Genomic DNA, 26,661 nt, shown 5'->3' with positions numbered 1-26,661 from the left:
AGTAGCTTGCCGCGGACCTGAGACGCGCCTGGCCCCTCAACTCAGCGCGATATCGGGCGCGTCTTCCTGCTTCATGCCGACGACGTGATAGCCTGCATCGACGTGGTGCACCTCTCCGGTTACGCCCGAAGCCAGGTCCGACAGGAAGTAGAGCCCGCTGCCGCCCACGTCCTCGATCGTCACGTTGCGGCGCAGCGGCGCGTTCAGCTCGTTCCACTTCAGGATGTAGCGGAAGTCGCCGATGCCGCTGGCGGCCAGGGTCTTGATCGGCCCCGCCGAGATCGCGTTCACCCGGATGTTGCGCGGGCCCAGATCGTTGGCGAGGTACTGGACCGAAGTCTCCAGTGCCGCCTTGGCCACGCCCATCACGTTGTAGTGCGGCACCACCTTTTCGGCGCCGTAATACGTCAGCGTCAGGATGGAGCCGCCGTCGGGCATCATCTCGGCCGCGCGCTTGGTCACCGCGACCAGGCTGTAGGCGGAGATGTTCATGGTCATCAGGAAGTTGTCGAGGCTCGTGTCGACATAGAGCCCGCGAAGCTCGTTCTTGTCGGAAAAGCCGATCGCGTGGACGACGAAGTCGATCGTCTCCCAGCGCGCCTTGAGCGTGTCGAACGCGGTGTCGAGCGCGTCCATGTTCGAGACGTCGCATTCCAGCAGGAAGTCGCTGCCCAGGCTTTCGGCCAGCGGCTTCACGCGCTTGGCGAGCGCCTCGCCCTGGTAGGAGAAGGCCAGCTCGGCGCCATGCTCGGCCAGCTTCTTCGCGATGCCCCAGGCCAGCGACTTGTCGTTCGCCAGACCCATGATGAGACCGCGCTTCCCCTGCATCAGACCTGTCATTCAATATCTTCCCGTGTCGTATTCGTCTTGCCGCTCAGCGCCCGTTCCTCGGGCGTTTGCGTCAGCGCCGCGTTCAGCTCGGCTCCCATGACCATCCCTAGTCCGACCAGCCAGAAAAAGAAAAGCGCGATCATCACCCCGGCCAGGCTGCCGTAGGTCAGATCGTAGCTGAAGAACGTGCGCAACACGCGTGGCAGGCCCAGCGCCACCATCACCCACCACGCGGTCACCAGCAGGGCGCCGGGCCAGCGCGGATAGATCGGCTTCTGATAGGCCGAGGGCGTCAGCGTGTAGAACAGCGTGTAGATCGATCCGTACAGCATCAGCGCGCTGAGGCCATGGGTGAACACCAGCGTGGCGACGGGCGTGGGAAGCCGGGGAAACAGGGTGAAGATCACCTCCTGGATCGAGGCGATCATGACCTGCCCCGACAGGGCCACCAGCAGCACCAGCACCGCGGCGAGGATGATGCCGGTCGATGTCAGGCGATAGCGCCAGAAGGCATGCGTGGGCTGCGTGCCGTAAGCGCGGTGGAGGATGTCGCGGATCGTCTCGATCAGGCTGGCGGCGGTCCAGATGCCGAACAGGCCGCCCACCCACAATAGCCAGCCCTGGCGCGCCGCCGCGGTGTTGTGCGCGACCGGCGCCAGCACTTCGGCGACGCGCGCGGGCAAGGCCGCCAGCAGCGAATCGATCGAAGCGTCGAGCTGGGTCTGCTCGCCGATGAGCGAGAAGACCGCCGCCACGACGATGAAGAACGGGAACAGCGCCAGCATCGTCATGTAGGCGAGATTGCCGGCATGGATGAAGCCGTCCTGGTAGGTCCCGCTGATCACCCGCCAGGTGACGTTGAAAAAGCTGGAGCCGGGCCCGGTCTTTTCGCGGATGCGCGCCTGCAAGCCGGACTTGCGGCGTTGCGCGTCCTCTCGCCGGGCCTCTGGCGTCAGCGCGGACTTGGATGGGGCGGGGCTGGCCTGGGTCACGCGCGTTTGAGCGCTCCGCGCGCGCTCAAACGCCGAGCTTCCCGCGCACGTCGCGCGTGTCGCGCCAGCCTTCGAGCCGCTGGGCGAGGTCCGCGTCGCCTTCGGGCAGCACGATCTCCAGCGTCACCAGCTGGTCGCCGCGCGTGCCGTCCTTGCGGGTGAAGCCGCGGCCCTTCAGCCGCAGCACTTTGCCCGACGAGCTCCCCGGCGGCACCGAGAGCATCACCGCGCCGCTCACCGTCGGCGCACGCACCTTCGCGCCGTTCACCGCCTCGTCCAGCGTGACCGGGAGATCGAGCCGCACATCGTCGCCGTCGCGCTTGAAGCAGGGGTGCGGCTGGATCTGGATGGTGACGATCGCATCGCCGGCCCCGCCCATGCCGGGCTCGCCCTTGCCGGCGAGGCGCATCTGGGTGCCGTCCTCGACGCCGGCGGGCAGCTTCAGGTCGATCGTCTTGCCATCGCCCAGCGTGATCCGCTGGGGCGAGAGGTTCGCGGCATCGGGCAGCGACACCGAGAGCCGGTACGAGACGTTCGCGCCCTTCGGCGCAGTGCGCCGCTGCTGGCGGGCCCCGAACGGATCGCCCCCCATGCCACCGCCTCGCGCGCCGGCCCGGCCGCCGAACATGTCCCCGAACAGGTCGCCCAGGTCTATGCCTTCGCTGGAGAATCCCTCGAAGCCCCCGCCGCCACCGCCAAAGCCGCGATGCGCGCCGCCGCCGAAGCCGCCGCCGCCCATGCCGCCAAAGCCCATCGGGTTGCCGTCCGCGTCGATCTCGCCCCGATCGAAGCGGGCGCGCTTGTCCTTGTCGGACAGCAGATCGTAAGCCGAGGTCACTTCGCTGAAGCGCTCGGACGCCTTGGGATTGTCCTTGTTGGCGTCGGGGTGGAGTTCCTTGGCCAGCTTGCGATAAGCGGACTTGATCTCCTTTTCGCCAGCGCCGCGGGACACACCTAGAGTGGAGTAAGGATCAGCTGCCATATCGGCGACATAGCTAGGATTGCGCGCGCCTTCCGGCAAGCGGCGGCTTTGCACCTTCGATCACAGGCGTTACCGATCGGGCACACGCGGGTTATGTCTCGCGACACCGTAAGCATTGAGGCCGAGATGGACCTGGACCGAACCCACGACGTGATCCCCGCGCGCGATCCGCTCGCCCTGTTCGACGCATGGTATGCCGAGGCGCGGGCGAGCGAAGTCAACGATTCCAACGCGGTCGCCCTCGCCACCGCGACGCCGGACGGACTGCCGTCGGTGCGCATGGTGCTGCTGAAAGGCCATGGACCCGACGGCTTCGTGTTCTACACCAACGCGCACAGCCGCAAGGGCGGCGAGCTGCTGGCCAATCCCAACGCCGCGCTGCTGTTCCACTGGAAGAGCCTGCGCCGCCAGATCCGCATCGAAGGCCCGGTGAGCGAAGTCGATCCCGCGATGGCGGACGACTATTTCCACTCACGCGCCCGCGATTCGCAGCTGGGTGCGGTGGCGTCCGATCAGTCGGCGCCGCTGGATTCGCGCGAGACGTTCGTTGCCCGCTTCCAGGAGGTCGAGGCTCGCTTCGGCGAGGGCGAGATCGCGCGGCCGCCGCACTGGACCGGGTTCCGGCTTCGCCCGCGCGCGATCGAGTTCTGGATCGATCGCCCCAACCGCCTGCATGAGCGCCGGCTGTTCACGGCCGCGAACGACGGTGAGGGCGGCGGCTGGTCGAGCACGCTGCTGTATCCATGAGTCCCTGGCAGTGAGCGGCAGCGCCACTCTCAACCGCAGCGCCGCGTTCGCGAGCATTGCCGCCGCCTTGCTGCTGCTGGGGCTGAAAGGCTGGGCGGCGTGGTCGACGGGTTCGACGGCGATGCTGGGTAGTCTCGCGGATACTGCGCTCGACCTCGTCGCCAGTTGCGCGACGCTGGCAGGCGTGTGGATCGCGGCGATGCCCGCGGACGACAAGCACCGCTTCGGCCACGGCAAGGCCGAGGCGATCGCGGCGTTGTTCCAGATCGTGCTGATCTCGATCTCGGCGCTGGGCATCGCCGCGCGCGCGATCGAGCAGCTTGTCGAGGGCGGGCGCACGCAGGCGGCGGCGGAGGGCATCGGCGTGTCGCTCGCGGCGATCGCCGTCACCCTGGCGCTGCTGGCCTGGCAGCGCCACGTCGTGCGGCGGACCGGCAGCCTCGCGATCCAGACCGACAGCGTCCACTACAGCTCAGACCTGCTGCTCAACCTGGCGGTGATCGCGGCGCTGGCGATCGACCAGCTTGCCGGCATCCCCGCCGCCGACCCGCTGTTCGGCCTGCTGATCGCCGGCTGGCTGGGCTGGAGCGCGTGGACGGCCTCCCAAGCGGCGCTCGACCAGTTGATGGATCACGAGTGGGCGCCCGAGAAGAAGGAGCGGTTCCTTGCCGTGCTGGCGCGCAACCCCGACATCACCGGCGTGCACGACTTGCGCACGCGTACCTCGGGCAACCAGGACTTCGTGCAGTTCCACGTCTGGGTCGATCCCGAGATGACCTTGCGCGACGTCCACATCGTCATGGACGACATGGAGGCACGGCTCCGGGCAGAGTTCCCGGACACCGAGATCATCATCCATCCCGAACCGACCGGTCACGTCGACGAGCAGGGACCTGCCGGCGAGGACGTGCTGCCGCATACATGCGACGTCGGGGATCACCTCGCCACCACTCGCGAACAAGGACGCGCCTGATGCCTGCCCCCGCCACGCAAACCGTTCCCTATTGGCATGTCGATGCCTTCGCCGACCGGCCGTTCGCCGGCAACCAGGCGGCGGTGATGATCTTGGAGGACTGGCCCGAGGACACGGTGCTGCAGGCGATCGGCGCGGAGAACATGTTCGCCGAAACCGCCTTCCTGGTGCGGGACGAGACCGGCGAGGCGGACTGGGAACTGCGCTGGTTCACGCCCACTAGCGAGATCCGCCTGTGCGGCCATGCCACGCTCGCCTCGGGGCATGTGCTGCTGGGGCTCGAACCAGAGCTTGAGCAAGTGACGTTCCGTACCCGTCAGGCCGGCGTGCTGGTGGTGCGCCGCGAGGGCGACGTGCTGAGCCTGGGCCTGCCGGCGATCGCCACCGAACCGGCCGAGGTCGCGGCGGCCGTTCCGCTGCTCGGGGCCGAGCCGGTGGAGACCTGGCGCTCGCCGCTGGGCTATAATGTGTTCCTCTACCCCGACGAAGCGGCGGTGCGCGCGCTCGTTCCCGACATGCGCGGGCTGGAGGCGCTCGGCGACGACCAGTTCATCGTCACCGCGCCGGGCAGCGAGACCGATGTGGTCAGCCGGGTGTTCGTGCCGGGCGGCGGGGTGGACGAGGACAGCGTCACCGGCTCCGCGCACGCGGTCCTCACCGCGTTCTGGACGCGCCGGCTGGGGCGCGAGAGCTTCACCGCGTACCAGGCCTCGCAGCGCGGCGGCTTGCTGACCTGCCGGATCGAGGGGGACGTCGCCTGGTTGGGCGGTCCTTGCGTGACGGTGGTGGAAGGCAGGTTTACGTTTTGAGAGCAGGGTGCGTAGCTCGCCATGCGTCTGCGTCACAATCACCCGTCGCCCCCGCGCAGGCGGGGGCCCCGCTTCTCGCGTTCAATGCCAGACCCGAGAAGAACAAGCGGGGTCCCCGCCTGCGCGGGGACGACGGTAAGCCACACTACCCCGGAAACAGCTCGATCAGCTCGCCCAATCGGTCGTGCAGCGTCGCCTCCTGCTCTGGCGTCGAGTGCCCCAGCCGCACCACTGTCAGCAGCTGGTCGGGCGAGCCGACGAGGTACTGCCCGTGCTCGCCCAGGCACGCGAACAGCCCCTTGCGCCCTTGTCCGGGCCAAAGCGGCGCCTTGCCGGATGGCGGCGTGCCGTTCAGCCACACGCCGGCGCCGTAGGCCGGATTGCGTGGGGACGCCGTGCGCATGAAGGTCACCCAGCGATGCGGCAGCACTTGCGCGCCCTTGACCGAGCCGGTGTGGCGCAGGAACTCGCCCAGCATCGCCCAGCTGCGCGCGGGGCTGAGCATCATGCTCGATCCCACCAGCGTGCCGGCGCGATCGAAGGTGACCTGCGTACCCTTCATGCCGACCGGGTCGAGCACGCGGGTGCGCAAGTAGTCGCTCACGGCGCGCCGTCGCAGGGCGGGATCGCGGCTGTCGGTCAGCACCCGTCCCGCCAGGTCGGCCAGGATCACGCCGGTCGCCGCGGAGGGCTCGAAGCGGCGACCGGCCGGTGCCTCCAGCGGCTGGGCTTCTGCATAGGCGGCCATGTCGTCGCGCCCGTCGAGGAACAGCATGCGGGTGCGATCGGACGGGCGCTCGGACCCATTCGCATTCTGGGCCGTCTCCGTGTGCCGCAGGCCCGATCGCATCTGCAGCAGCTGGCGCAAGGTGATCTCGCCCCGCGGATCGCCGGGGCGCTGCCAGTCGGGCACAGGCGCGGTTTCGTCCATGCGCAGGCGGCCGTCGCTGGCAAGCTGTCCGATCATCAGCGCGGTGACGCACTGCGCCATCGACCAGCCGGGCAGCGGGGTCTTGGCATCGATCCCGGAGCCATAGCGCTCGGCGATGACGCTGCCGCGCTTCATCACCACCAGGGCCTGAGTCGCGCCCACGGCATCGGCGTCGAAAAGTCCGTCGATCGCGCGCGCCAGCGGGATCCGCGCGGCGCCGCCATCGTCGCGCACGGCGGCCTGCGCCTCGGCGCTGGGCGGAGGCGGGCCGTCCTGTCCACCGCCGCATGCCGCCAGCGCGAGCAGGGGGGCTGGCAGCAGGGTGAGGGCGCGGATAAGAGGCAGGCGACGCGGCGACATTGGCGCGGGTGATGTGCGAGGCGTGACGCGATGGCAACAGGACAGAGGGCAGAAATGCAGTCCCGCCAGCCAGCGCGCTGGGGACGAAATCTGCTGCTGCTGATCGCGGCGGTGGCGCTGGGCCTGACCGCCTGGTTCTGGACCCGCATGCGCACCGACGCCGTGGCCCGCACGGCCTATGCGGCGCAGACCGCCTGCCTGTGCCGCTTCGCCGCCGGCAGGCCGCTGGCCTCGTGCCAGGCCGACCCCGCGATCAAGCAGGACTGGGTCGGCCTCCACGAGGATACGGCGGCGCGGACCCTGACGGCCAGCGTGCCGCTGCTGGCCGAGCAGACGTCCCGCTGGTCGCGCGATGCCGGCTGCGTGCAGGATGTGTGGAAGGATTGAGAGGCGGCATAGCCGAACGACCACAGACCTCGTCATGCTGAACTCGTTTCAGCATCCATCGTGCCGCTCGGCTCAAACGTCGCTGGCGTGAACCGGGCAGCCGGTTTTCGAGCAAGGCTCGGAGCTATCGGCTAAATGGACCCTGAAACGAGTTCAGGGTGACGGCGGGTTATGGTGGTTAGCTGCCGTTCCGGCGAATCGTTCTTTCGACCAGCCAGAGGTAAAGGATGTGAACCGCAACGAACGCACCGCCTAGGAAGAGGGCAGACGGTAGCAGCATGCCCTCTTGGCCGGGTCTCGGCGTCAGCGTCATCGCTGCGGCAGCGAGCAGCACCAACACAAAGCTTGCGAGGCTTGGAATAAAAGCGAGGGCGAAAACGCGGGGCGCAGACCGAGTGACAGTTTGAGATAATGGCATTGACCTAGCGATCATCCATTGCATTGGTAGTCTCTGCTCTTGCCGAAAGCGAGCATTCGCGCGGATAGACAATCCCGCCAATATCAGCGCGAACATGGCAGATACGAGTATCACGGCTAGGGCCACAAGCGTCTCCTTTCGTCTTAGGAGTAGCACACCGCATTATGACCGCAACTGGGCGTAAGCTGCCGTTGTCCCTAGAGCGTCCTCAAGCCGCGGCTTCAGTTCCCTCGATCCAGCCACCGCCAACTACCCGATCGCCCGCGTAGAGCACCGCCGCCTGCCCCGGCGCGACGCCGTACTCTGGCTCCGCGAAGCGGATCGTCGCCTCCGCGCCGTCTCCGATCGGCCCCTCCAGCGTGACCGGCACGGGCTTGGCCAGCGAGCGCACCTTGGCGGTCAGCGGTTCGTCGGGCAGCGGGCCGATGCGGTTGGTTTCGACCAGGCGCGCGGCGCTCACGCCCAGCAGGCGGCGCGGGCCGACGAGGACGCGGCGCGTCGGAGCGTCGATACCGGTGACGTAGAGCGGCTCGGGCTGGCCGCCGATCTCCAGGCCGCGGCGCTGGCCGACGGTGTAGTGGATGACGCCGCGGTGCTCGCCCAGAGTGGCGCCCGTCTCGGCATGGATGATCGCGCCGGGCGCCTCGCCTTCGGGTCGGATCGCGCGCACGACCTTGGCGTAGTCGCCGTCGGGGACGAAACAGATGTCCTGGCTGTCGGGCTTGGCGGCGTTGCGTAAGGCAGCCGCTTCGGCCAGGCGGCGCACTTCGGGCTTGGGTAGTCCGCCCAAGGGGAAGCGCAGGAAGTCGAGCTGTGCCTCGGTGGTCGCGTAGAGGAAGTAGCTCTGGTCGCGCGCGGGGTCTGCGGCGCGATGCAGTTCGGGACCGGCTGCTCCGATCGCGCGGCGCACGTAGTGGCCGGTCGCCAGGCAATCGGCGCCGAGGTCGCGCGCCATGGCGAACAAGTCGGTGAACTTGGGCCCCATGTTGCAGCGGATGCACGGGATCGGCGTGCGCCCGGCGAGGTAGTCGTCGGCGAAGCGCTCGACCACGTCCTCGCGAAAGGCGCTCTCGTGATCGAAGACGTAATGGGCGATGCCGAGCCGGTCGGCGACGGCGCGCGCGTCGCGGATGTCGTCGCCGGCGCAGCACGCGCCCTTGCGGCCCGTCGCCGCGCCATAGTCGTAGAGCTGGAGCGTCACGCCGATCGTCTCCGCCCCGCTCGCCGCCGCCAGTGCCGCCACGACCGAGCTGTCCACCCCGCCCGACATGGCGACGACGATGCGCCGGGAAGAGAGCGGCTGGGGCAGCTGGAACAGTTCGGCGAAGTCGAGCCGGGCAAGATCGGGGGCAAGAGTCATCGTGCCGCCCATAAACCCTTTCGGTCAGGCTGACCACGCGCGGCTGCGCGCCGCACGCGATTGGACCAAACGTCCTAAACAGCAAGTAAACCCGGTCTTTACCTCCTCTTGACCATGCCGGTGGTACTGCGTCGCCCATGGACATGGCGTTCGACCTCGATGGCGGTGGATTGGCCGCGGATGCCGGCGTGCAGGCTTTGCCCGTCGTTCACCCGCGTTGGCCCGACCTGCTCGCGCGGCTCGTCGCCTCGCGTGAGGCAAGTGCCTCGCTCGCCAAGGGAATTCGCACCGAAACGATCGCCATGCGCGGCAGTTTCGACGATTTTGCCGCGGCGTGCCTGGCCGCTTTTCCCGTTCGGCACAGGTCCGTTAACCCAAACGATTTAGGCAATCGCAAGTCAGGTGAGGCCATAGCCTCAGCCGTCGCCGGCCTAACCAGATCCGGTGGACGAGGGTAACAATGATCGAAAACCAGAAGATCCGTCCGGCGCAGGTGATCGGCCCGCTCGGCGAACCGCTCACTCTCGACAGCCTGCCGCCGCCCAGTACGACGCGGTGGGTCGTGCGTCGCAAGGCCGAGGTCGTCGCCGCCGTGAATGGCGGCCTGCTCTCGATCGACGAGGTGTGCGAGCGGTATCAGCTCACGCTGGAGGAGTTCGCCTCGTGGCAGCGCGCGGTGGATCGCTCGGGGATGCAGGGCCTGCGCGTCACCCGCATCCAGCACTACCGCGACTTGTACGAGCGCCAGCAGAAGTATTGACGCCGCGTTGTCCCGCGATTGCGGGACAGCCCAAGTGAAAAGGACGGCGGCCGCTGCGAAGCGGGCCGCCGTTTCTCTTTGGCGGCACTGTTCACGTGGCGCAAACAACACGCGTCCACGTCTTTGCGACGAGGGTCTGCGCGGCCGCAGACTTCCCGTTTGCCAGTGCAGGGCGCCGCGTATATGGCTGCCGACGAGGGAAGATGCCGATGTCGGCGGGCGCGAACACGCGCCTTTTGCATCGGCTTTGCGGCGTCCGGGACCAGCCCGGCCCGCGCAGGTGGCAGCGGATGAACTACGACGCCAAGATCGATACGGCGACCGGCATGATGGGCAACGGCAACTCGGGCACGGTCGACGTCTATGACGCCGGTGACGAGCACGACGCGCGTTCGGGCCGCCGCGTATGGCTGATCGTGGGGGCGGCGGTGATCGCCTTGATCGCCATCTGGTTCATCCTCCACGCGCGTGCCGAGAAGCCGGCCGATACTGCCGCGGCGACGCAAATCCCGGTGGTGAGCGTCGCCACGCCCGGCCGCGCGAGCATCGCGGGCGAGATTACCGGAACCGGGTCGATCGCCGCGCGTCGCGAGATGCCGGTGGGATCGGTGGGCGAAGGCGGCCAGGTGGTCAGCGTCCTCGTCGATGCCGGCGACTGGGTGCGCAAGGGCCAGCCGCTGGCGGTGATCGATCGGTCGGTGCAGGTGGAGCAGGCCGCCAGCCTCGCCGCGCAAGTCGACGTTGCCGCCGCCGACGCGCGGCTGGCGCAGGCCAACCTCGATCGCGCGCTGCGCCTGGTGGAACGCGGCTTCATTTCGAAGGCCGACATCGACCGGCTGACCGCCACCCGTGACGCCGCCAACGCGCGGGTCAAGGTCGCCCGCGCGCAGCTGGGCGAGACCCGCGCGCGCAACAACCGCCTGAACATCGTCGCGCCCGAAGCCGGCCTCGTGCTCACCCGCGCGGTGGAGCCCGGCCAGGTCGTCACCGGCGGCTCGGGCGTGCTGTTCCGCATCGCCAAGGGCGGCGAGATGGAGATGACCGCGCGGCTTTCCGAAGACGACCTGTCGAAGCTCTCTATCGGCGTGCGCGCCGAGGTGACGCCGGTCGGCACCGATCGCGCCTTCGCCGGCCAGATCTGGCAGCTTTCGCCCGTGGTCGACCAGCAGGACCGCCAGGGCGTCGCGCGCATCGCGCTCAACTACGCGCCCGGCCTGCGCCCCGGCGGGTTCGCCACCGCGCGCATCGCCGCAGGCACGCTGGTGGCGCCCCGCCTGCCGGAATCCGCCATCCTCAGCGACGAGAAGGGCAGCTTCGTCTACGTGGTCGGCAAGGACGGCAAGGTGGAGCGCCGCGGCGTGCGCACGGGTCTGGTGACGGCCGGTGGCATCGCCGTGACCGAAGGGTTGAGCGGCACCGAGCAGGTCGTGCTGCGCGCCGGCGGCTTCCTCAATCCGGGCGACAAGGTCACGCCGCGCCGCGTCGAACAGGGCGGCTGAGCCACACCCATGGGCCTCCAGAACCTCTCGGCATGGTCGATCCGCAATCCGATCATCCCGATCGTCTTCTTCATCGGGCTGGTGATCGCCGGGCTTGTCTCGTTCAGTCGCATGGACGTGAACAACATGCCGGACGTCGAGTTTCCGGGCGTCATCGTCCAGGTCTCGCAGCCTGGCGCCGCACCCAGCGAGATCGAGACACAGATCACCCAGGTGATCGAGGGTTCGGTCCGTTCGATCCCCGGCATCGACAACATCCAGTCGACCGCTTCGGAAGGCAGTTCGCAGACGCTGGTGTTCTTCAACGTCGGCACCAATCCCGACGTCGCGACCAACCAGGTCAAGAACGCGGTAGACCAGGTCCGCTCCGAACTGCCCGAGGGCATCCTCGAGCCTCAGGTCCAGAAGATCGAGGCGGGCGGCGGCGGCTCTATCGGCTACTTCGCCGTCAGTGCCGACGACATGACGATGGAGCAGCTCAGCTGGTTCATCGACGACACCGTCGCCAAGAGCCTGCTGAGCGTGCCCGGCCTCGCCAAGGTTGAGCGCAATGGCGGCGTCGATCGCGAGATCCGCGTGGTCATGGATCCGGACCGCATGCAGTCGCTCGGCGTCACCGCGCGCGACGTCAACAACGTGCTGCGCGCGGTCAACACCGATGCGGCCGGCGGCAAGGCCGAGATCGCCGGCTCGCGCCAGTCGGTGCGCGTGCTGGGCAACGCGGACGACGCCTATGCCCTCTCGCAGACGCAGGTGAACCTGGGCGGCGGCCGCTCGGTCAAGCTGGCCGACATCGCCCATGTCTACGACGGCTATTCCGAACAGACCCGCATCGCCAAGCTCCACGGGCGCGAGGTGGTGACCTTCGGTTTCGAGCGTGCGCTCGGGGCCTCGGAAGTCACCGTCTACGACGAGGCGATGAAGAAGCTGGACCAGATCAAGAAGGACAATCCCAACGTCCACTTCACCCAGCTGTTCACCACCGTCGACTATACCCGCGACCAGTACACCAGCTCGATGGAGGCGCTGGTCGAAGGCGCGGTGCTGGCGATCGTCATCGTCTACCTGTTCCTGCGTGACTGGCGCGCAACGGCGATCTCGGCGCTGGCGATTCCCCTGTCCGCGATCCCGACCTTCTGGTTCATGGACCTGCTCGGCTTCACGCTGAACTTCCTGTCTTTGCTGGCGCTGAGCCTGGTCGCCGGCGTGCTGGTCGACGACGCGATCGTGGAGATCGAGAACATCGTGCGCCACATGCGCATGGGCAAGAGCGCCTACCAGGCCTCGATCGACGCCGCCGACGAGATCGGCCTGGCAGTGGTGGCCACCACCTTCTCGATCGTCGCGGTGTTCCTGCCGGTCGGCCTGATGCCGGGTATTCCGGGCCAGTTCTTCAAGGCGTTCGGCCTCACCGTCGTCGCCGCGGTGCTGATGAGCCTGGCGGTCGCGCGCATCATCACGCCGATGGTCGCGGCCTACTTCCTCAAGGCGCAGGGCCATGCCGAGCACGGTGGCGGCCGCGCGATGGACGCGTACTTGCGGGTGCTCACCTGGACCCTCGACAGCCGGGAATCGCGCCGCTTGCGTGCGCTGGTGCAACGTGCGCCTTCACAAGCCTGGTTCTATCCGCTGGGACTGGTGCTGCTGCTCGTCATCCTCGCGGCCGGCATGGTCCTGGCCTATCTGACCTTCAAGGTGGTCGACCTGGGCCTGCGCTCGATCGGCTTCGATCGCACTGCCTTCATCCTTTCGGCCGTCATCGCGCCGGTGGCCGTGCCGTTCGTGGTGATCGTCGCCGGTAAGCTGTTCCGCGCCCTCTTCGGAGCGATGGGCAGCTTTGGCCGCTGGTACCGCTATCTGTCCGACCGCATCGCCGCGCGCATGCGCGACCACCGCTTCTTCGCCTTCTGCGCCGGGATCTATGCGCTGGTGGTGACGTTCGCGCTGCTCGCCGGTGCGCCGCAGCAGTTCCAGCCCAACACCAATTCCGACACCAGCCGCGTCAACATCGAGATGGTGCCCGGCACCACCATCCAGCAGACCTCCGCCGTGGCGGGCCGGGTCACGCGGCTGATCGAGGCACAGCCCGAAGTGTCCCTGGTCATGGAGGCCGCGCGCGAAGGCAACGGCACGCTCTACGTCGCCCTGAAGCCCGCGAAGGAGCGGGATGGCACCAGCATCGACTTCGAGCGCCGCCTGGCGCCGCAGCTGCAGCAGATCCCCGATGCGCGCGTGACCTTCGCCACCCAGTCGGGCGGCTTCGGCTCGGGCCGCGACATCTCCGTCATGCTCGCGGGCAGCGATTCGGTGAAGTTGCAGGCCGCCGCGCAGACCCTGGTCGAGCAGATGCGCGGCGTCGATGGCGTGGTCGCGCCGCGGATCGCCGCCGACCTGAAGCGCCCCGAACTGGTCGTCGTGCCCCGCCTGGACCTTGCCGCGCAGCTGGGCGTCACCACCGCCTCGCTCAGCCAGACGATCCGCATCGCCACCCTGGGCGAGATCGACCAGAACGCGGCCAAGTTCTCGCTCACCGATCGCCAGGTGCCGATCCGCGTCATCCTGCCGGCCAACTCGCGCCGCGATCTCTCGACGATCGAGAACCTGCCCGTGCCCACGGCCAGCGGCGGCTCGGTGCCCTTGAAGCGTGTCGCCGAGATCAAGTTCGGCGCCGGCCCGACCCAGATCCAGCGCTACAATCAGTCGCGCCGCATTTTCGTGGGCGCGGACCTCGGCCCGGGCCAGGTCAAGGGTCCGGTCATGGAGGCAATCGCCAAGCTGCCGATCATGCAGCACCTGCCCACCGGCGTGTCGAACGATCCCGTCGGCGAGGACAAGTGGCAGGGCGAGATGATCAACAGCTTCATCGTCGCCGTCGTCAGCGGCATCTTCCTGGTCTTCGCGGTGCTGGTGCTGCTCTACAAGCGGTTCGTCTCGCCGCTGGTGAACATGGCCTCACTGCTGCTGGCGCCGCTGGGCGGGCTGTTGGCGCTGACCATCGTCGGCCAGCCGGTGTCGATGCCGGTCTACATCGGCATCCTGATGCTGCTGGGCATCGTCGCCAAGAACTCGATCCTGCTGATCGACTTCGCGCTGGAGGAGATGGAAGCAGGCGTCGAAAAGGTCGAAGCGATCATCGACGCCGGCCGCAAGCGCGCGCAGCCGATCGTCATGACAACCGTGGCGATGACGGCGGGCATGATCCCCACCGCGTTCTCGCTCTCGGGCGACGGCGCGTTCCGCCAGCCGATGGGCCTGACGGTGATCGGCGGCCTGGTGCTCTCGACCCTGCTGACCCTGGTCATCGTGCCCGCCGCGTTCAGCCTGGCAGACGGGTTCGAGAAGCGTATCGGCCCCAAGCTGCGCCGTACCTTCCTGACCTACGATCCCACGCACTCGCATGGGCCGCATGGTGGCGCACCCGGAACGCCAGGGACCCTTCCTGCCGAATAGGCGTTGTGCGGCGGATGATCATGCAAAGCCGCAGAGTAATAGAGACTTCGTGTTCGCGGTTGCTGCCCACTCTTGGCCTCTCCCCGTACGGGGAGAGGATACGAAGCCTTGCGAGCTTGCTCGCTAGGCGCAGTTGGAGAGGGGTTTGTGACCTCGCGGGCGCCGGAAACCCCTCTCCAAGCTACGCTAGCCAGCAAGCTGGCAAGCTGCACTATCCTCTCCCCTCAAGGGGAGAGGGCGAGGACAGCGCTTGCGGAATATAGCTGTGCCCACGATCGACCGCGCCCGCACCATGCGCCGCACCGCCACCGCGCTGCTGCTGCTCATGGCGGCCGCCTTCGTGGCGCTGCAACTCGCCCGCGGGCCGCATCCGGCATGGGGCTACGCCATCGCCTTTACCGAAGCCGCCATGGTGGGAGGCCTCGCCGACTGGTTCGCCGTCACCGCGCTCTTCCGTCGCCCGCTCGGCCTGCCGATCCCCCACACGGCCATCATCCCGACCAACAAGGACCGCATCGCCGACACCATGGCGGTGTTCCTGCGCGACAACTTCCTGACGCCGCAGGTGGTCGCCCGCCGCGTCTCCGCCTTCAACCTGGCCGCCAGCGCGGGCACCTTCCTCGCCGACCCGGACCGCAGCGGGCAGTCCCGATTGCGCGCCGGCGCCGCGAACCTCCTCGCCGACGTGCTCGAATCGCTGGACCCCGAGCGGCTGGGCACCCAGGTCCGCGCCGGACTGGTCCACCAGCTGGAGAAGGTGGAGCTTGCCCCGCTGCTCGGCCAGATGCTCAGCGCCGCCATCGCCGACCGCCGCCACTTGCCCATGCTCGAAGGCGCGATCCGCTGGGCGGGCCATGCGCTGGAGGCGAACGAGGACATGGTGCGCACCATGATCAGCGAGCGCGCCAACTCGCTGATGCGCTTCGCGGGGCTCGATACGCGGCTGGCCAATGCCGTGCTCGACGGGCTCTACAAGCTCCTGGCCGAGATGATCGTGCAGCCGGACCACCCGCTCAAGCTCAAGGTGGAATCGATGCTGGAAGAGCTGGCGGGCAAGCTGGTCAACGATCCCGCCACCCGCCTCAAGGTAGAGCGCGCCAAGCTCGACCTGCTGAGCAATCCTGCCGTCAGCGCCTGGTGGCAAAGCGTGTGGGAACGCCTGCGCCATGCCATGATCCAGGCCGCGCGCAATCCGGACACGGCGCTGGGCGCGCGTATCTCGGGCATGCTGGGTGAACTGGGCGAGGCGCTGCGCAAGGACCCGGCGCTGCAGCTGCAGCTCAACCGCTTCGCGCGGCGCACGCTGGTGGGCGTGGTCTCGCGCTATGGCGACCAGATCGTGCGGATCGTCTCCGAAACGGTGAAGCGCTGGGACGCGCAGACCGTGACGGCACGGCTGGAAGGCGCCGTCGGGCGCGATCTGCAGTTCATTCGCATCAACGGCACACTGGTGGGTGGATTGTTCGGCCTGGTGATCCATGCCGTGGAGCGCTGGCTATGAGCACGCCATATCTCACCACCGAGCGCTTCGAGCTGTGGTGCCCACGCGGGCCTCAGGACGTCGAACCGCTCTGCCGCCTGATCGCCGACGACGAGACGCGGCGCTTCCTCGGACCCGCGCGCGCCGAGCCGCAGTCGCAGTGGGAGCGGCTGATGCGCAATGCCGGGTCCTGGAGCCTGTACGGCTACGGCGTCTTCTATGTCCGGCCGCATGGCAGCGACGAACTCATCGGCAGCATGGGCGTGTTCCACTCCTGGCGCGGCCTCGATCCGCGAATGGACGACCAGCCCGAAGCCGGCTGGATCGTGCGCTCCGACTGGGCCGGCCGGGGCGTCGCGGGCGAGGTGATGCAGGCGGCACTGGCCTGGTTCGATGCCGAACATGGCGTCCGCCGGATCGTGGCGATGATCGAGCATGAGAACGCCGCATCTCACCGGGTCGCGGCAAAGCTCGGCTTTTCGACTTACGCGAGCATTCCAGACAAAGAGGGCAGGACCATCGACCTTTACGAGCGGGTGATCGCCTGAAAACGGGATTGGTCCAGATCGCCCCCGCAGGAGCCCCGCTGCGCGTTCTTCTTTTTTCTTCGTCATTCCCGCGAAAGCGGGAATCCATCTCCAGCTGGTTCCTTTTACGCGACCTTAGGAGATGGATCCCCGCGTTCGCGGGGATGACGAAGGAAAGTTCACTCTAGCTCACGCCATTGCCCTTCACCTCGACCCTCACCCGCACTCCAGCCCGTAAAAGTCCACGATGTGCTGCCAGCCTTCCTCGGCCGTCTCGCACCAGCGGAACAGGTCGGTGTCGTTGGCGTTGATCACGCCTTCCTCGGCCAGCGCCTCGAAGTTCACCACTCGGTTCCAGTAGTCCTTGCCGAACAGCAGGATCGGAATCGGCTTCATCTTGCCGGTCTGGATCAGCGTCAGCAGCTCGAAGAACTCGTCGAAAGTGCCGAAGCCACCCGGGAACACCGCCACCGCCCGCGCACGCAGCAGGAAGTGCATCTTGCGCAGCGCGAAATAGTGGAACTGGAACGACAAGTGCGGTGTCACATAGGGGTTGGGCGCCTGCTCGTGCGGCAGGACGATGTTGAGCCCCAGGGACTCGGCGCCCGCCTCGCTCGCGCCGCGGTTCGCCGCCTCCATGATCGACGGGCCGCCGCCCGAGCACACGACGAACTGGCGCATGCCTTTCTCGACGATGGCGCATGTGCTGGCGGTGTGGGCGAGCTTACGCGCTTCCTCGTAGTACTTGGACTTCGCGATCAGCCGCTCGATCACCTTCCCGCGTTCGGGCGTCGTCGCGGTGGCGCGCACGGCATCGACATGCTCGGGCGAGGGGATGCGCGCCGAGCCGTAGATTACCAGGGTCGAGCCGATGTTGGCCTCTTCCAGCAGCATCTCGGGCTTCAGCAGCTCCAGCTGGAAGCGTACGGGGCGCAGTTCGTCGCGCAGCAGGAATTCGGAATCGAGGAAAGCCAGCTTGTAGGCCGGGTCCTGCGTCTGCGGCGTGCCCGCGCCCTGCGCGCCGGCAAAGCTGGCTTCCTGCTCGGCCTTGTAGAAACGACGGTGGGTGAGTTCTTTGTCTTCAGGTTCAGTCATCGCCGCCACATGGGGATTGGCGCGAGCGGCGTCGAGATGAAATCGGGCGCTCGGCCCCGGCCAGGCCGGCTCGACCGTGCTGCACTTGCGAGAATTGGTCCGCAATCGACCTAACGTTGCTACGAGGTCCGGGCGGGCTCACCTACAACTCGGTCCATGATCAGGGCGCTGCGTCGACATTGCCTGCACGGCATTCCAGGAGATGCGCGTTGACCCGGGCGGGCAGCGGCAAAGTGCTGGGCAGCGTCGTGTGGGGCATGGGCGGCGCGGCGGGCCAGGCGCTGTTCCAGCTGCTGGTCTTCGTGGTCCTCGCCCGCACCTTGAGCCCCGCCGCGTTCGGCGTGGTCGCCATCGCCACCGCCGTGATCGACCTGCTGAACTTCATCGGACGGGGTGGCATCACCGAAGTCCTGGTTCAGCGCCGCGACCTCGATCAGCGGACGATGAACGCCGGCTTCTTCGCCAGCCTGATTTCCGGCGCAGGGCTGACCGTGATCCTGGCGCTATCGGCACCGTGGATGGCGGAGGTGTTCGACACTCCCGACTTGCGCGAAGTCATGCTGCTGCTGGCTCCGATCTGCCTGCTCTATGCCTCAGGCGCGGTCTACGAAGGCATCCTGCGCCACAGCTTTCAATTCAAGCAGCTCGCGCTGCGCAACACCACGGCCACGGTGGTGAGCGGCCTGGTCGCGCTGGCGATGGCGCTGACCGGCTGGGGCGTCTACGCCCTCGTCGCGCAGCGCCTGATCGCCACCGTATGGAGCCTCCTCGCGATGATGGTGGCGACGCGCTGGCGGCCCACTCTCGACATCGATGCCGGGGACATGGCAGTGCAGCTGCGCCAAGGCTCCGCGATCGCGCTGTCCTCGGTGCTGGGCGCGGGCAACCAGCGCATCGTCGATCTGGTGGTCGGCTACTTCCTGGGGCCCGTGGCGCTCGGCTACTTGCGCATCGCCTGGCGCATGCTCGACCTGCTCTACGAACTGGTAGTACGGCCGATCGCCAACGTCGCCATGACCACGCTGCCCAAGGCACTCCACGCCGGCCGCAGCGTGGAAGACGAATACATCGCGCTGCTGCGGTATTCCTCCATTTTCGTGATGCCGGTGTTCGTCGGCCTGGCGGTGGTCGCGCCGGACGTGGTGCCGATGATCTTCGGCGAGCAGTGGGCCACCAGCGCCGGCCTGCTTTCGATGCTGTGCTTCGTGGGCGTGTTCATCCCGCTCACCAACTTCAAGGGCAGCGTGCTGATCGCGCATGGTGCGTATCGCCACGTGCTCTACCTCAATGCGCTGGAGTGCCTGCTCGCGCTGCTCTGCGCGGCGGCCTTCGCCCCGTTCGGCCTGGTGAGCGCGACCGTCGGCTACATCGTGCGCGCCGCGATCACGACGCCGCTGGGCTTCGTCTATCTCCAGCGCGTGGCCGGGGTGTCCGCCTCGCGCAGCGCGCGCGCGGCGGTGCCGGCGGTTGTTTCCGTGGGGGTGATGCTGGCGGCGACGTTCGCCTTGCGCCAGGTCCTCCCGCCCGATCTCGCCCCCATCTGGCGGGTGGTACTGCTCGTATGCCTCGGCGCAGTCACTTACGGCGCGGCGGTGTTGGCCACCGATCGCAAGCTCTTGGCGGATGCGGCGCGGCTTAGGGCCAGCCGCCGAGCTGCCGATCGGGAAGCCACGGGACAGGCCGTTGCTGGACAGGCCGTTGGGCACGCAGCCACCGGACAGGCCGCCACCGGACAGGAAGGAGCCGCGACATGACCTTCACGCCCACTGCGACCATCAAGTTGGTGATCTGGGATCTCGACGATACCTTCTGGCACGGAACCCTGTCCGAAGGTCCGATCGCCCTGATCGACGACAACATGGCGATCGTGCGCACCCTGCTCGATCGCGGCATCGTCTCCTCGATCGTGTCCAAGAACGACCCCGAACCCGTGCGCCGCGTGCTCGAGGAGGCGGGCATCTGGGACTGCTTCATCTTCCCGAAGGTTTCGTGGAACGCGAAAGGCAGCCAGATCGCGCAGATCATCGAGCAGGCGAACCTGCGCGCAGACAACGTGCTGTTCATAGATGACAATGCGATCAACATCGAGGAAGCGCGGTATCGCTTCCCCGCGATGATGGTCGCCTACCCGCAAGACGTGCTGCCGGTGCTCCTCACGCTCCCCGAAGCGCGCGGCAAGAGCGATCCCGAGCATACCCGCCTCCAGCAGTACAAGCAGCTCGAGCGCAAGGTCGTCGAACAGGCGGAGAGCGACCTCAGCAATGTCGAGTTCCTGCGCCAGTCGCAGGTGCGGCTGCGCTTCGACTTCGATGTGGAGCGCCACTTCGATCGCATCGTCGAACTGATCAACCGCTCCAACCAGCTCAACTACACCAAGGTCCGGCTGGAGAGCGACGCTGCCCTCGCCACTTTCCGCGAGCAGTTGCAGCGGCACGACGTGTTCGCCGCCGCCGTCTTCGCCAGCGACAAGTACGGCGCGCATGGCCTGATCGGCTTCTACATGCAGCGGCGTACGGAACGCGAGAACCGGCTGCTGCACTACGTCTGGTCGTGCCGCATGATGAACGCCGGGCTGGAGCAATATGTCTTCGAGCGGCTCGGCAGCCCGGTGATCGACGTGGTGCAGCCCGTCTCCAACCCCATCGTGGTGTTCGACCGGGTCGACTGGATCACCGAGCAAGTCGGCGAGGAGGAGGTCGCCCCCGGCAGCGCGCCCCGGCTGCTGCTGCTCGGCAGCTGCGATCTCACTGCGGTCGCCAGCTATTGCAGCGCCGATCGCGTGGAGTTCGTCAACGGCGTGAAACATGGCGTCATGACCCGCTACGACGATTTCGGCTTCATCCTCGGCGATCCCGCGGCAATCGCGCGATCCCGGGCTCTGCCGGCGCTCCCCGCGTGGGAGCCGCGCGACTTCGCCGCGTTCCAGCAGGAACTTGGCGGAGCCGAGATCCTGGTCCTTTCGCTTTCCGCCACGCTCAAGGGGCACCATCTGGTGACGCAGGACGGCGTCGTCGTACGCATCCACCCGGAAGGCCTGGGCCACGCGATCGACCATGACCCGGCCTCATCCTGGCTGACCGGCGCGGCGTTCTACGATCTGACCCTTGCGCAGAAGCTGACCCTGCTTGACCATGCCGTCGAGTGGATCGACCAGCGGGCCGTGAATGCCAGGCATGTGTTCCTGCTGGGTGCGAACACCCGCGATGCCGCAACGCCGATGAACGAGGCCGACCGCGATCTGGCGCAGCGCTACAACCAGGCAGCTCTGACCTTGTGCGCCGGGCGCCCCGGCTGGGAGTTCGTCTCGATCGACGAGGTCGTTCCGGCCAACCGCCTGCTCGACGATCGGCACTATACCCGGACCGGCTATCTCGACATCGCCAATCACCTGAACGCGCGCATGAAGGCGGGGAAGGGGGCGCAGACGCGGACCGTCCGCGTGTCGGACCCAGCGACGCACGTGCCGCTGGTCGATCTGATCCGCCAGGGGCGCCGGCTCAGCCGGCTCGCCATCTTCGGGAACCGACCCAAGAGCCAACTCGCGCCGATCAAGCAAGCGGTGAAGCTGACCCCTCTCTCCCGCATGTTGCGCAAGGCGCTGGCCTGAGAGTTGAGGCGCGCCTGCATCGCCTCGGAACTCGCCGGGAGGGCAAGCGCGACCACGCTCGAAAACCAGGACCCACCGACCCGTTAACCCGTCATGGTGCGAAGCCGAGCCACGGCCGATCGCGATAGAGCCTGCCTCAGCCAGCGTTTCCGTTGCCCACTGCACTGCGCCTCAGGCCTGATACAGCCAAGCCGTAGCAGGTGCGTACCGGCTCAGAGCCTCGCCCGATCTCCCGTCTACATACTTCCTGCAGAGCCACGTTGAAGTCGCGTCATGGTTCCCCGCCCATATGTGTCGATTAAACTAAACGTTACACTCTCCACACCGAGGCGCCGCGCAACCACTCGACCTCATCCCACATACCGCTAAGCATAGCCGCATGCCGACCCGTCGCTTCGTCACTGCAGGCCTGTGCACGCTCGCCGCGACCGCGCTCGCGCCGAGGCTGACGGCGCGCCCGGTCGCGCGCCCCGCTACCCGGCCCAGGCGCTTGCGAGAGGGCGACACCGTCGGCCTCGTCGCGCCGGCCGGGTTCATCGCCGATCGCTTCGGTGTCGAGGCGATCCTCGAATCGATCCGCGCCGTCGGCCTCGTGCCCAGGCCGGCCGCCCACCTCGCCGCGCGCGAGGGCTATCTCGCGGGCGACGACAAGACCCGCGCCGCCGAGTTCCAGTCCATGTTTGAGGACCCGAGCGTCGCTGCGGTGATGAGCGTGCGCGGGGGCTGGGGATCGGCGCGAATCCTGCCCTACCTCGATTTCGCCCGCATCGCCCGCAATCCCAAACTGTTCAGCGGTTTCAGCGACAACACCGCGCTGCACATGGCGCTGGCGGCGCGTTGCGGCTTTCCCACCTTACACGGGCCCAACGCCTCCGGGTCATGGCATGCCGGATCATGGGAGGCCTTCCGCGCGCTGGCATTCGACGGCGCGACGCCGACGATCTCCGTGCCGGTCGATCCGCTGGTTGCGCTCGATCGCGGGGCCGATCGCCTGCGCACCTTCCGCGGAGGCAAGGCGCGGGGGCGTCTGCTCGGCGGCAACCTGACGGTGCTCGCCGCGCTGGTCGGCACGCCTTACCTGCCCGATTTTGCCGGCGCGATCCTCTTCCTGGAGGACACCAACGAGTCGGAGTATCGCATCGACCGCATGCTCACCCAGCTGGCGCTGGCCGGCATTCTGGGCAAAGTCGCAGGGGTGGTGTTCGGCCAGTGCAGCAACTGCGTGGAGCGCCAGGCCGGCTACGGCAACTTCACCGTCTACCAGGTGATGGACCGCGCCTTCGGACCGCTTGGCGTGCCTGCGTTCCAGGGCCTGTCGTTCGGCCATGTGGCCGGGCAGGCCTGCATGCCGGAGGGCGTCCTGGCCGAGATCGACGCCGACGCCGGCACCGTGCGGCTGCTCGAGCCCGTGGTCGCCTGAGGGCCGATCAGAACCGCCGCGACACGCCGAGGTAGACCTGCGCATCGCGTGCACGGTGATCGAGGGCGAGGTTCGTGCCGAGATCCAGCTGCAAGTCGTCGGCCGGCTGCCACGCCAGCGAGAGCCCACCCACGTTTTCGGTGTGGTGGCTGGCGGGGTCGCGGTCGAGCGTGAACTCGTACTCCGCCGTCACGCTCACCGCTTCGGACAGCTTGAACTGGGCGCCCACCACTTCGTCGAACACGAAATGGCGACCCGATCCGTCCTCGTCCACCGCCGCATCGAAGCTGGTCGTCGCCACCACGCTCCACGCCTGTGATAGCTCATAGGAGGCCGGGATCTTGAGTCCTGCGCTCCAGTCCCCATCGCCGAACGGCTCGCGGCCGACCGGCAGCGTGGCATAGGGCATGACCGCCAGCGACAGGCCGGAGCCATCGGGATTCACGAGGTTGCGCCGAAGGGCCACACTGACATCGCCCGTGCCGCTGCGATGATCGACCGCGCCGGTCAGGTGGTCACGCGTGCGCGCGAAACCGAGCATGGTCCAGCCCAGCTGCACTTCGGCATGATCGGCGATCCCATAGCGCAACAAGGCGTCGCCGACGACGAACACGTCCTGCCGCTCGTCGGCAGTGGAGTCCACCGACCAGTCCCCGATGCCGACTTCGAGCGACACCCGGCCCGGCGCCGTGGTGCAAGCGGGCGTGCCGATGCCGGGCCGATCGGGGCAATACGCCCGCTCTTGCGCCCACGCGGTACCAGGCAGCAGGGCTAGGCACCCGCAGGCGCCGATCAGCTTGAGCATCGAAGACCCCTCTCGAACTTGCAGGCGAAGAGCGCCAGCACAGGGCCGGTTCCCGGCGTGGGCGATAGCAATGGGGAGCGCCGTTTGACAGCTCGCCCCGCCCTCAGGGCCAGAACGTCGCGCGGAGCTGACACACGCCAGTGCTGCAGCTTCCCGATCCCTGGCCCTTCTCAACGTGCGGAAGGGGCGACCGACTGTCGAAATGGCCCTGAGATGCCTCATGAGGATGAACCAGGGCAGGCTTTGGGGTTCGCGTTCGAGCTAGGCACTATCTCGACAGTATGGGGCCCCGGAACGGCCGAACTTGGTGGAAAGCGGTCAGGCGGCTTTCGGGAGATCGGTAGCACATTGCGGACTCACGCTATGGCGCTAAGCTCGTCCGATGCGCGAGCCAGACTTTGAGATCGACGGGTGGTGTCTTGAAGATGGGGAGGCTTATCACGCCGAAGCACCTGATACCTTCTGGATACCTGAGCGGCATAGGCGACAAGGCCTTGAAGCTGGCGATCTTGCAAAGCTCATTTTTCGCATCAGCGTCGACAACGCGGACGAGAATGTCTCAGTCGAGCGCATGTGGGTTCTTGTTCGAGAGCGAACACCAGACGGGTATCTTGGGGTCCTTGACAACGAACCCTCCGCGATTGCTGAGAACGACGAGTTCTGGCTTGGAACTGAGCTTCCCTTCTCGGCCAAGCACGTGATCGACATCGAAGAACGAGACGCGAAGACCATTGCGCTCGCCATAGCCGAGCCGCGCACGCGCTGGTCAGGCTGACGGCTACTTCTCGTCCGCTTTCAGGGCGAGGCAACTCCGCGTCGAACTTCCGCGTTTGGGCGTAAGCCGCCCGTCCGCCTTTGGGAACACCATCCGGCGAAGCTGACGACCGGAAAGGGTGGTTAGCTGCCGCAAGACATGCGAGTTTCAATAGAGGCAAAAAGAGCGGTGTGCTGTGATGAGCAAGACGATACTTCCGGCCATCCTACTGGTAGCCTTGGTAGGCGCGGGTCCACCGACGTTTCAGCTTCAACGTAGCGATTGGGTGAAACCCCGTCGTTGCGTGCTTTAACGGTGTGCGCGCCCCGCGCTACGGATCCAGACATCGGCGACGTCGCCTTAGTTTGCGGAGTGGACCGCACGGGCCAACTGATCCGATGCCGCGCAGAGGGGTGGCCTCCGGCTCTTCGTGAAGCGGTGATGTGCCTGTCTTCAAAGCTACGAGTGAAGCAGCGCCTTGCCGGGAAACAGGTAAAGTTCCCGATTCGATATTCCGTTACACAATGACCCGTTTTGGCCGTTGATGGTCTCTCGTCCGCGGCAATGCCAAGCATCTATCGAACAAACATCAGCCTTCGCCCATCGCCGCATGATCAGCTACCGTGCGCCCTCTACAGGCGGAGCAATGCGCTCGGCGTTGCCGTCGAAGTCGCGGTCCTCAAGGCTGATGAAGCCTTTGCGATTGGGCATTCTGATCCGCGTCAGTGACCCTGCATCCAGCCGGGCATCGGGTGCGACGATGCCATCGACCGACAGCAGGTACGCGACGAGGCCATAAACCTCGTCATCCTTGAGCGACTGCGGGGCCGTCAGCGGCATGGCCCGGCGGATGTAATCGAACAGCGGCGGTGCATAGGGCCAGTAGCTCGCCACTGTCTTGACCGGCTTGGCCGTCGCCAGCGAGCCGATCCCGCCGGTCAGAGGATCCGCGATGCCGCCGGTTCCGGCCTCGCCGTGACACATCTGGCACTTGGCCGCGTACGTCGCCCGGCCTTGTGCCACCGTTCCCGCGCCTGGGGGCAAGCCACCGCCGTCGGCGCCGACGCTGATATCCATCCGGCGGATCACGTCCGGCGACGCCGGACGTCCCAGTTGCGGGCTATCGACCCTTCGCGAGTTCAGATGCGCGTAGACGGCGGCGCAGGACAAGGCGAGCGCCGCGACACCGCCGAGGATCACCCGGTCAGGCGTAGACATGCGCGATCTTGCCATCGGCCTGGACGCGCCAACTCTGCACGACGTTGCTGTGATAGCCCTTGCTGGCGCCGGACTGCGCGAGCCAGGCTGCGCGCAGCGGCTGGACTGCGCCGGTCTCGTCCGTGGCGCGGCTCATGAGCGTCGCGGGTGCGCCGTTCCAGCGCCAGGGCATGCGGAACCGCGTCAGGGCCTTTGGCAGGACCGGGCCGCCAAGCGCTGCCTCGCCCCAGGTCGCGCCGCCGTCCGCGCTGACTTCCACCTTGCGGATGCTTCCGCGCCCGGACCAGGCCAGGCCGCTGATCTCCTGGTAGCCCGCGCCATGCAGATCGAGACCGTAGGACGGGTTCAGGATGATCGACTTGACCCCCATGCGCAGCGAGAACTGCTCGGCCTTTCCGTCCGGCAGCAGGTCCGTGTACTTCGAGGTCTCCTCGCGCGAGAAGGCAGGCGCGGCCATGACCTTGAGGCGGCGCAGCCACTTGACTGAGGCATTGCCCTCGATGCCCGGCAACAGCAGCCGCATCGGAAAACCCTGCTCGGGACGCAGCGGCTCGCCGTTCTGGAACAGGGCGACCATGGCATCGTCCAGGCAGATCGAAAGCGGGATGCTGCGCACCATACCGGCCGCGTCGGCGCCTTCGGCCTGCACCCATGCGGCCTCGCCGGTCAGCCCGGCCTCACCGAGCAGCCTGGAGAGCCGCACGCCGGTCCACTCGGCCCCCGACACCAGCCCGTTGAGCTGCCCCGCGCTGGCCTGCACGGGTTCGGGCGCGCCCAGCGCGCCGCTGTTGCCGGAGCACTCCAGGAACAGCACGCGGCTCTCACGCGGATAGCGCAGCAGGTCCTCGTAGCGGAACAGCAGCGGCTGGCGGACAAGGCCGTGGACCAGCAGCTCGTGCGTGGCCGGGTCGATCTGGGGTACACCATTATGATGCCGCTCGAAGTGCAGCCCGTTGGGCGTGATCGTGCCTTCCAGCAGCTGCAGCGGCGTGCGCGAAGATCCCGTGCCGGGGAACGGCAGTTCCGGCACGATCCGCTGGATCGCCGCGCCGGATCGTGACCTGGCGCCATAGCCGGACAACGCCGCGCCCGGCTGCAGCATCGAGGCAGGCGGCGGAGAACGGCCGGCGGCGAACACGCTTGTCGCCAGCCCGCCGCCCGTAATCGCGCCTGCCATCAGCAACGCGCGCCGATGCAGCAGCCCGCCGCCGGCGACCGGGACTTCCCGGTCGCGCCTGTCGTCCGTCATCTGCCCG

At 67.5% G+C, this 26,661-nt stretch carries 23 protein-coding genes; 14 read left to right on the top strand and 9 right to left on the bottom strand.

Features of this window, described 5'->3' with window-relative positions; genetic code table 11:
• Nucleotides 1–36: 36 nt before the first annotated feature.
• Genes fabI through HNO88_RS05200 form a run of 3 tightly spaced genes read right to left on the bottom strand, consistent with a single transcriptional unit; the run spans nt 37 to nt 2,805 of the window.
• Nucleotides 37–840 (bottom strand): enoyl-ACP reductase FabI, encoded by an 804-nt coding sequence (fabI, locus tag HNO88_RS05210; RefSeq protein ID WP_184243015.1) that lies wholly within the window; start codon nt 838–840, stop codon nt 37–39.
• Nucleotides 837–1,823, bottom strand: coding sequence for a YihY/virulence factor BrkB family protein (locus HNO88_RS05205; protein WP_184243014.1), 987 nt, complete (start codon nt 1,821–1,823; stop codon nt 837–839). The genes fabI and HNO88_RS05205 overlap by 4 nt, the downstream gene beginning before the upstream one ends.
• Before the next feature lie 25 nt (nt 1,824–1,848).
• Complete coding sequence (locus HNO88_RS05200; protein ID WP_184243013.1) at nt 1,849–2,805, bottom strand: DnaJ C-terminal domain-containing protein; 957 nt, start codon at nt 2,803–2,805, stop codon at nt 1,849–1,851.
• Nucleotides 2,806–2,931: 126 nt separating this feature from the next.
• Between HNO88_RS05200 and pdxH the strand changes: the two genes are divergently transcribed.
• Genes pdxH through HNO88_RS05185 form a run of 3 tightly spaced genes read left to right on the top strand, consistent with a single transcriptional unit; the run spans nt 2,932 to nt 5,334 of the window.
• Nucleotides 2,932–3,552: a pyridoxamine 5'-phosphate oxidase gene (gene pdxH, locus HNO88_RS05195; protein ID WP_184243012.1), complete on the top strand. Its 621-nt coding sequence runs from the start codon at nt 2,932–2,934 to the stop codon at nt 3,550–3,552.
• Nucleotides 3,553–3,562: 10 nt separating this feature from the next.
• Entirely contained in the window at nt 3,563–4,525 is a 963-nt protein-coding gene (locus HNO88_RS05190; RefSeq protein WP_312856996.1) for a cation diffusion facilitator family transporter, read from the top strand.
• Nucleotides 4,525–5,334, top strand: coding sequence for a PhzF family protein (locus HNO88_RS05185; protein ID WP_184243010.1), 810 nt, complete (start codon nt 4,525–4,527; stop codon nt 5,332–5,334). Before HNO88_RS05190 ends, HNO88_RS05185 begins: the two co-directional genes overlap by 1 nt.
• A 145-nt stretch (nt 5,335–5,479) precedes the next feature.
• On the opposite strand, the gene HNO88_RS05180 is transcribed toward HNO88_RS05185, so the two are convergent.
• Nucleotides 5,480–6,625, bottom strand: coding sequence for a serine hydrolase domain-containing protein (locus HNO88_RS05180; protein WP_184243009.1), 1,146 nt, complete (start codon nt 6,623–6,625; stop codon nt 5,480–5,482).
• Between the two features lie 54 nt (nt 6,626–6,679).
• Between HNO88_RS05180 and HNO88_RS05175 the strand changes: the two genes are divergently transcribed.
• Nucleotides 6,680–7,012 carry a hypothetical protein gene (locus HNO88_RS05175; RefSeq protein WP_184243008.1) on the top strand — a complete coding sequence of 111 codons (333 nt, stop codon included), beginning with the start codon at nt 6,680–6,682 and terminating at the stop codon, nt 7,010–7,012.
• A 626-nt stretch (nt 7,013–7,638) separates the two neighbouring features.
• On the opposite strand, the gene mnmA is transcribed toward HNO88_RS05175, so the two are convergent.
• The gene (gene mnmA, locus HNO88_RS05170; RefSeq protein ID WP_184243007.1) at nt 7,639–8,790 is read right to left on the bottom strand and encodes a tRNA 2-thiouridine(34) synthase MnmA; all 1,152 of its coding nucleotides are present in this window, start codon (nt 8,788–8,790) and stop codon (nt 7,639–7,641) included.
• Nucleotides 8,791–8,927: 137 nt separating this feature from the next.
• Between mnmA and HNO88_RS05165 the strand changes: the two genes are divergently transcribed.
• From HNO88_RS05165 to HNO88_RS05140, 6 genes are all read left to right on the top strand, one after another.
• The gene (locus HNO88_RS05165) at nt 8,928–9,248 is read left to right on the top strand and encodes a hypothetical protein (protein WP_184243006.1); all 321 of its coding nucleotides are present in this window, start codon (nt 8,928–8,930) and stop codon (nt 9,246–9,248) included.
• Between the two features lie 2 nt (nt 9,249–9,250).
• Nucleotides 9,251–9,550, top strand: a complete 300-nt coding sequence (gene sciP, locus HNO88_RS05160; RefSeq protein WP_159868450.1) for a CtrA inhibitor SciP — start codon at nt 9,251–9,253, stop codon at nt 9,548–9,550.
• A 290-nt stretch (nt 9,551–9,840) separates the two neighbouring features.
• Nucleotides 9,841–11,049 (top strand): efflux RND transporter periplasmic adaptor subunit, encoded by a 1,209-nt coding sequence (locus tag HNO88_RS05155; protein WP_184243005.1) that lies wholly within the window; start codon nt 9,841–9,843, stop codon nt 11,047–11,049.
• A gap of 9 nt (nt 11,050–11,058) precedes the next feature.
• Nucleotides 11,059–14,499 carry an efflux RND transporter permease subunit gene (locus tag HNO88_RS05150; protein ID WP_184243004.1) on the top strand — a complete coding sequence of 1,147 codons (3,441 nt, stop codon included), beginning with the start codon at nt 11,059–11,061 and terminating at the stop codon, nt 14,497–14,499.
• 292 nt (nt 14,500–14,791) lie between these two features.
• The gene (locus HNO88_RS05145; protein ID WP_184243102.1) at nt 14,792–16,000 is read left to right on the top strand and encodes a DUF445 domain-containing protein; all 1,209 of its coding nucleotides are present in this window, start codon (nt 14,792–14,794) and stop codon (nt 15,998–16,000) included.
• Nucleotides 15,997–16,527 carry a GNAT family N-acetyltransferase gene (locus HNO88_RS05140; RefSeq protein ID WP_184243003.1) on the top strand — a complete coding sequence of 177 codons (531 nt, stop codon included), beginning with the start codon at nt 15,997–15,999 and terminating at the stop codon, nt 16,525–16,527. The genes HNO88_RS05145 and HNO88_RS05140 overlap by 4 nt, the downstream gene beginning before the upstream one ends.
• A 195-nt stretch (nt 16,528–16,722) precedes the next feature.
• On the opposite strand, the gene HNO88_RS05135 is transcribed toward HNO88_RS05140, so the two are convergent.
• Nucleotides 16,723–17,601, bottom strand: coding sequence for an LOG family protein (locus HNO88_RS05135; protein ID WP_184243002.1), 879 nt, complete (start codon nt 17,599–17,601; stop codon nt 16,723–16,725).
• A gap of 209 nt (nt 17,602–17,810) precedes the next feature.
• Between HNO88_RS05135 and HNO88_RS05130 the strand changes: the two genes are divergently transcribed.
• The 3 genes from HNO88_RS05130 (at nt 17,811) to HNO88_RS05120 (ending at nt 22,628) form a co-directional block, all read left to right on the top strand.
• Nucleotides 17,811–19,355 (top strand): lipopolysaccharide biosynthesis protein, encoded by a 1,545-nt coding sequence (locus tag HNO88_RS05130; protein ID WP_184243001.1) that lies wholly within the window; start codon nt 17,811–17,813, stop codon nt 19,353–19,355.
• A complete protein-coding gene (locus tag HNO88_RS05125) occupies nt 19,352–21,208 on the top strand; it encodes a hypothetical protein (protein ID WP_184243000.1) in 1,857 nt (618 codons plus the stop codon). The genes HNO88_RS05130 and HNO88_RS05125 overlap by 4 nt, the downstream gene beginning before the upstream one ends.
• Before the next feature lie 379 nt (nt 21,209–21,587).
• Nucleotides 21,588–22,628, top strand: coding sequence for a S66 peptidase family protein (locus tag HNO88_RS05120; RefSeq protein ID WP_184242999.1), 1,041 nt, complete (start codon nt 21,588–21,590; stop codon nt 22,626–22,628).
• A gap of 7 nt (nt 22,629–22,635) precedes the next feature.
• On the opposite strand, the gene HNO88_RS05115 is transcribed toward HNO88_RS05120, so the two are convergent.
• On the bottom strand, nt 22,636–23,433 hold the full coding sequence (locus HNO88_RS05115) for a transporter (RefSeq protein WP_184242998.1): 798 nt from the start codon (nt 23,431–23,433) through the stop codon (nt 22,636–22,638).
• 382 nt (nt 23,434–23,815) lie between these two features.
• On the opposite strand from HNO88_RS05115, the gene HNO88_RS05110 reads away from it, so the two are divergent.
• Nucleotides 23,816–24,208: a hypothetical protein gene (locus HNO88_RS05110; protein WP_184242997.1), complete on the top strand. Its 393-nt coding sequence runs from the start codon at nt 23,816–23,818 to the stop codon at nt 24,206–24,208.
• A 597-nt stretch (nt 24,209–24,805) separates the two neighbouring features.
• Here the strand turns inward: HNO88_RS05110 and HNO88_RS05105 are convergent.
• Both HNO88_RS05105 and soxC read right to left on the bottom strand, forming a co-directional pair.
• Complete coding sequence (locus HNO88_RS05105) at nt 24,806–25,405, bottom strand: c-type cytochrome (protein ID WP_184242996.1); 600 nt, start codon at nt 25,403–25,405, stop codon at nt 24,806–24,808.
• Nucleotides 25,392–26,654: a sulfite dehydrogenase gene (soxC, locus tag HNO88_RS05100; protein WP_184242995.1), complete on the bottom strand. Its 1,263-nt coding sequence runs from the start codon at nt 26,652–26,654 to the stop codon at nt 25,392–25,394. Before soxC ends, HNO88_RS05105 begins: the two co-directional genes overlap by 14 nt.
• Nucleotides 26,655–26,661: the final 7 nt, after the last annotated feature.

Source organism: Novosphingobium chloroacetimidivorans, from assembly GCF_014204535.1.
GTDB classification, from domain to species: Bacteria; Pseudomonadota; Alphaproteobacteria; order Sphingomonadales; family Sphingomonadaceae; genus Novosphingobium; species Novosphingobium chloroacetimidivorans.
The sequence above is the reverse complement of the archived record's forward strand: the minus strand, read 5'-3'. Positions and strand labels throughout refer to the sequence as shown.

Bases quoted from the DNA above. Each gene is read 5' to 3' on its own strand.
- mnmA (WP_184243007.1), bottom strand. From the start codon at position 8,790: ATGACTCTTGCCCCCGATCTTGCCCGGCTCGACTTCGCCGAACTGTTC.
- HNO88_RS05135 (WP_184243002.1), bottom strand. From the start codon at position 17,601: ATGACTGAACCTGAAGACAAAGAACTCACCCACCGTCGTTTCTACAAG.
- fabI (WP_184243015.1), bottom strand. From the start codon at position 840: ATGACAGGTCTGATGCAGGGGAAGCGCGGTCTCATCATGGGTCTGGCG.
- HNO88_RS05200 (WP_184243013.1), bottom strand. From the start codon at position 2,805: ATGGCAGCTGATCCTTACTCCACTCTAGGTGTGTCCCGCGGCGCTGGC.
- HNO88_RS05185 (WP_184243010.1), top strand. From the start codon at position 4,525: ATGCCTGCCCCCGCCACGCAAACCGTTCCCTATTGGCATGTCGATGCC.
- HNO88_RS05150 (WP_184243004.1), top strand. From the start codon at position 11,059: ATGGGCCTCCAGAACCTCTCGGCATGGTCGATCCGCAATCCGATCATC.
- HNO88_RS05110 (WP_184242997.1), top strand. From the start codon at position 23,816: ATGCGCGAGCCAGACTTTGAGATCGACGGGTGGTGTCTTGAAGATGGG.
- HNO88_RS05105 (WP_184242996.1), bottom strand. From the start codon at position 25,405: ATGTCTACGCCTGACCGGGTGATCCTCGGCGGTGTCGCGGCGCTCGCC.
- sciP (WP_159868450.1), top strand. From the start codon at position 9,251: ATGATCGAAAACCAGAAGATCCGTCCGGCGCAGGTGATCGGCCCGCTC.
- HNO88_RS05145 (WP_184243102.1), top strand. From the start codon at position 14,792: ATGCGCCGCACCGCCACCGCGCTGCTGCTGCTCATGGCGGCCGCCTTC.
- HNO88_RS05115 (WP_184242998.1), bottom strand. From the start codon at position 23,433: ATGCTCAAGCTGATCGGCGCCTGCGGGTGCCTAGCCCTGCTGCCTGGT.
- HNO88_RS05120 (WP_184242999.1), top strand. From the start codon at position 21,588: ATGCCGACCCGTCGCTTCGTCACTGCAGGCCTGTGCACGCTCGCCGCG.
- HNO88_RS05165 (WP_184243006.1), top strand. From the start codon at position 8,928: ATGGACATGGCGTTCGACCTCGATGGCGGTGGATTGGCCGCGGATGCC.
- HNO88_RS05180 (WP_184243009.1), bottom strand. From the start codon at position 6,625: ATGTCGCCGCGTCGCCTGCCTCTTATCCGCGCCCTCACCCTGCTGCCA.
- soxC (WP_184242995.1), bottom strand. From the start codon at position 26,654: ATGACGGACGACAGGCGCGACCGGGAAGTCCCGGTCGCCGGCGGCGGG.
- pdxH (WP_184243012.1), top strand. From the start codon at position 2,932: ATGGACCTGGACCGAACCCACGACGTGATCCCCGCGCGCGATCCGCTC.
- HNO88_RS05155 (WP_184243005.1), top strand. From the start codon at position 9,841: ATGAACTACGACGCCAAGATCGATACGGCGACCGGCATGATGGGCAAC.
- HNO88_RS05125 (WP_184243000.1), top strand. From the start codon at position 19,352: ATGACCTTCACGCCCACTGCGACCATCAAGTTGGTGATCTGGGATCTC.
- HNO88_RS05175 (WP_184243008.1), top strand. From the start codon at position 6,680: ATGCAGTCCCGCCAGCCAGCGCGCTGGGGACGAAATCTGCTGCTGCTG.
- HNO88_RS05140 (WP_184243003.1), top strand. From the start codon at position 15,997: ATGAGCACGCCATATCTCACCACCGAGCGCTTCGAGCTGTGGTGCCCA.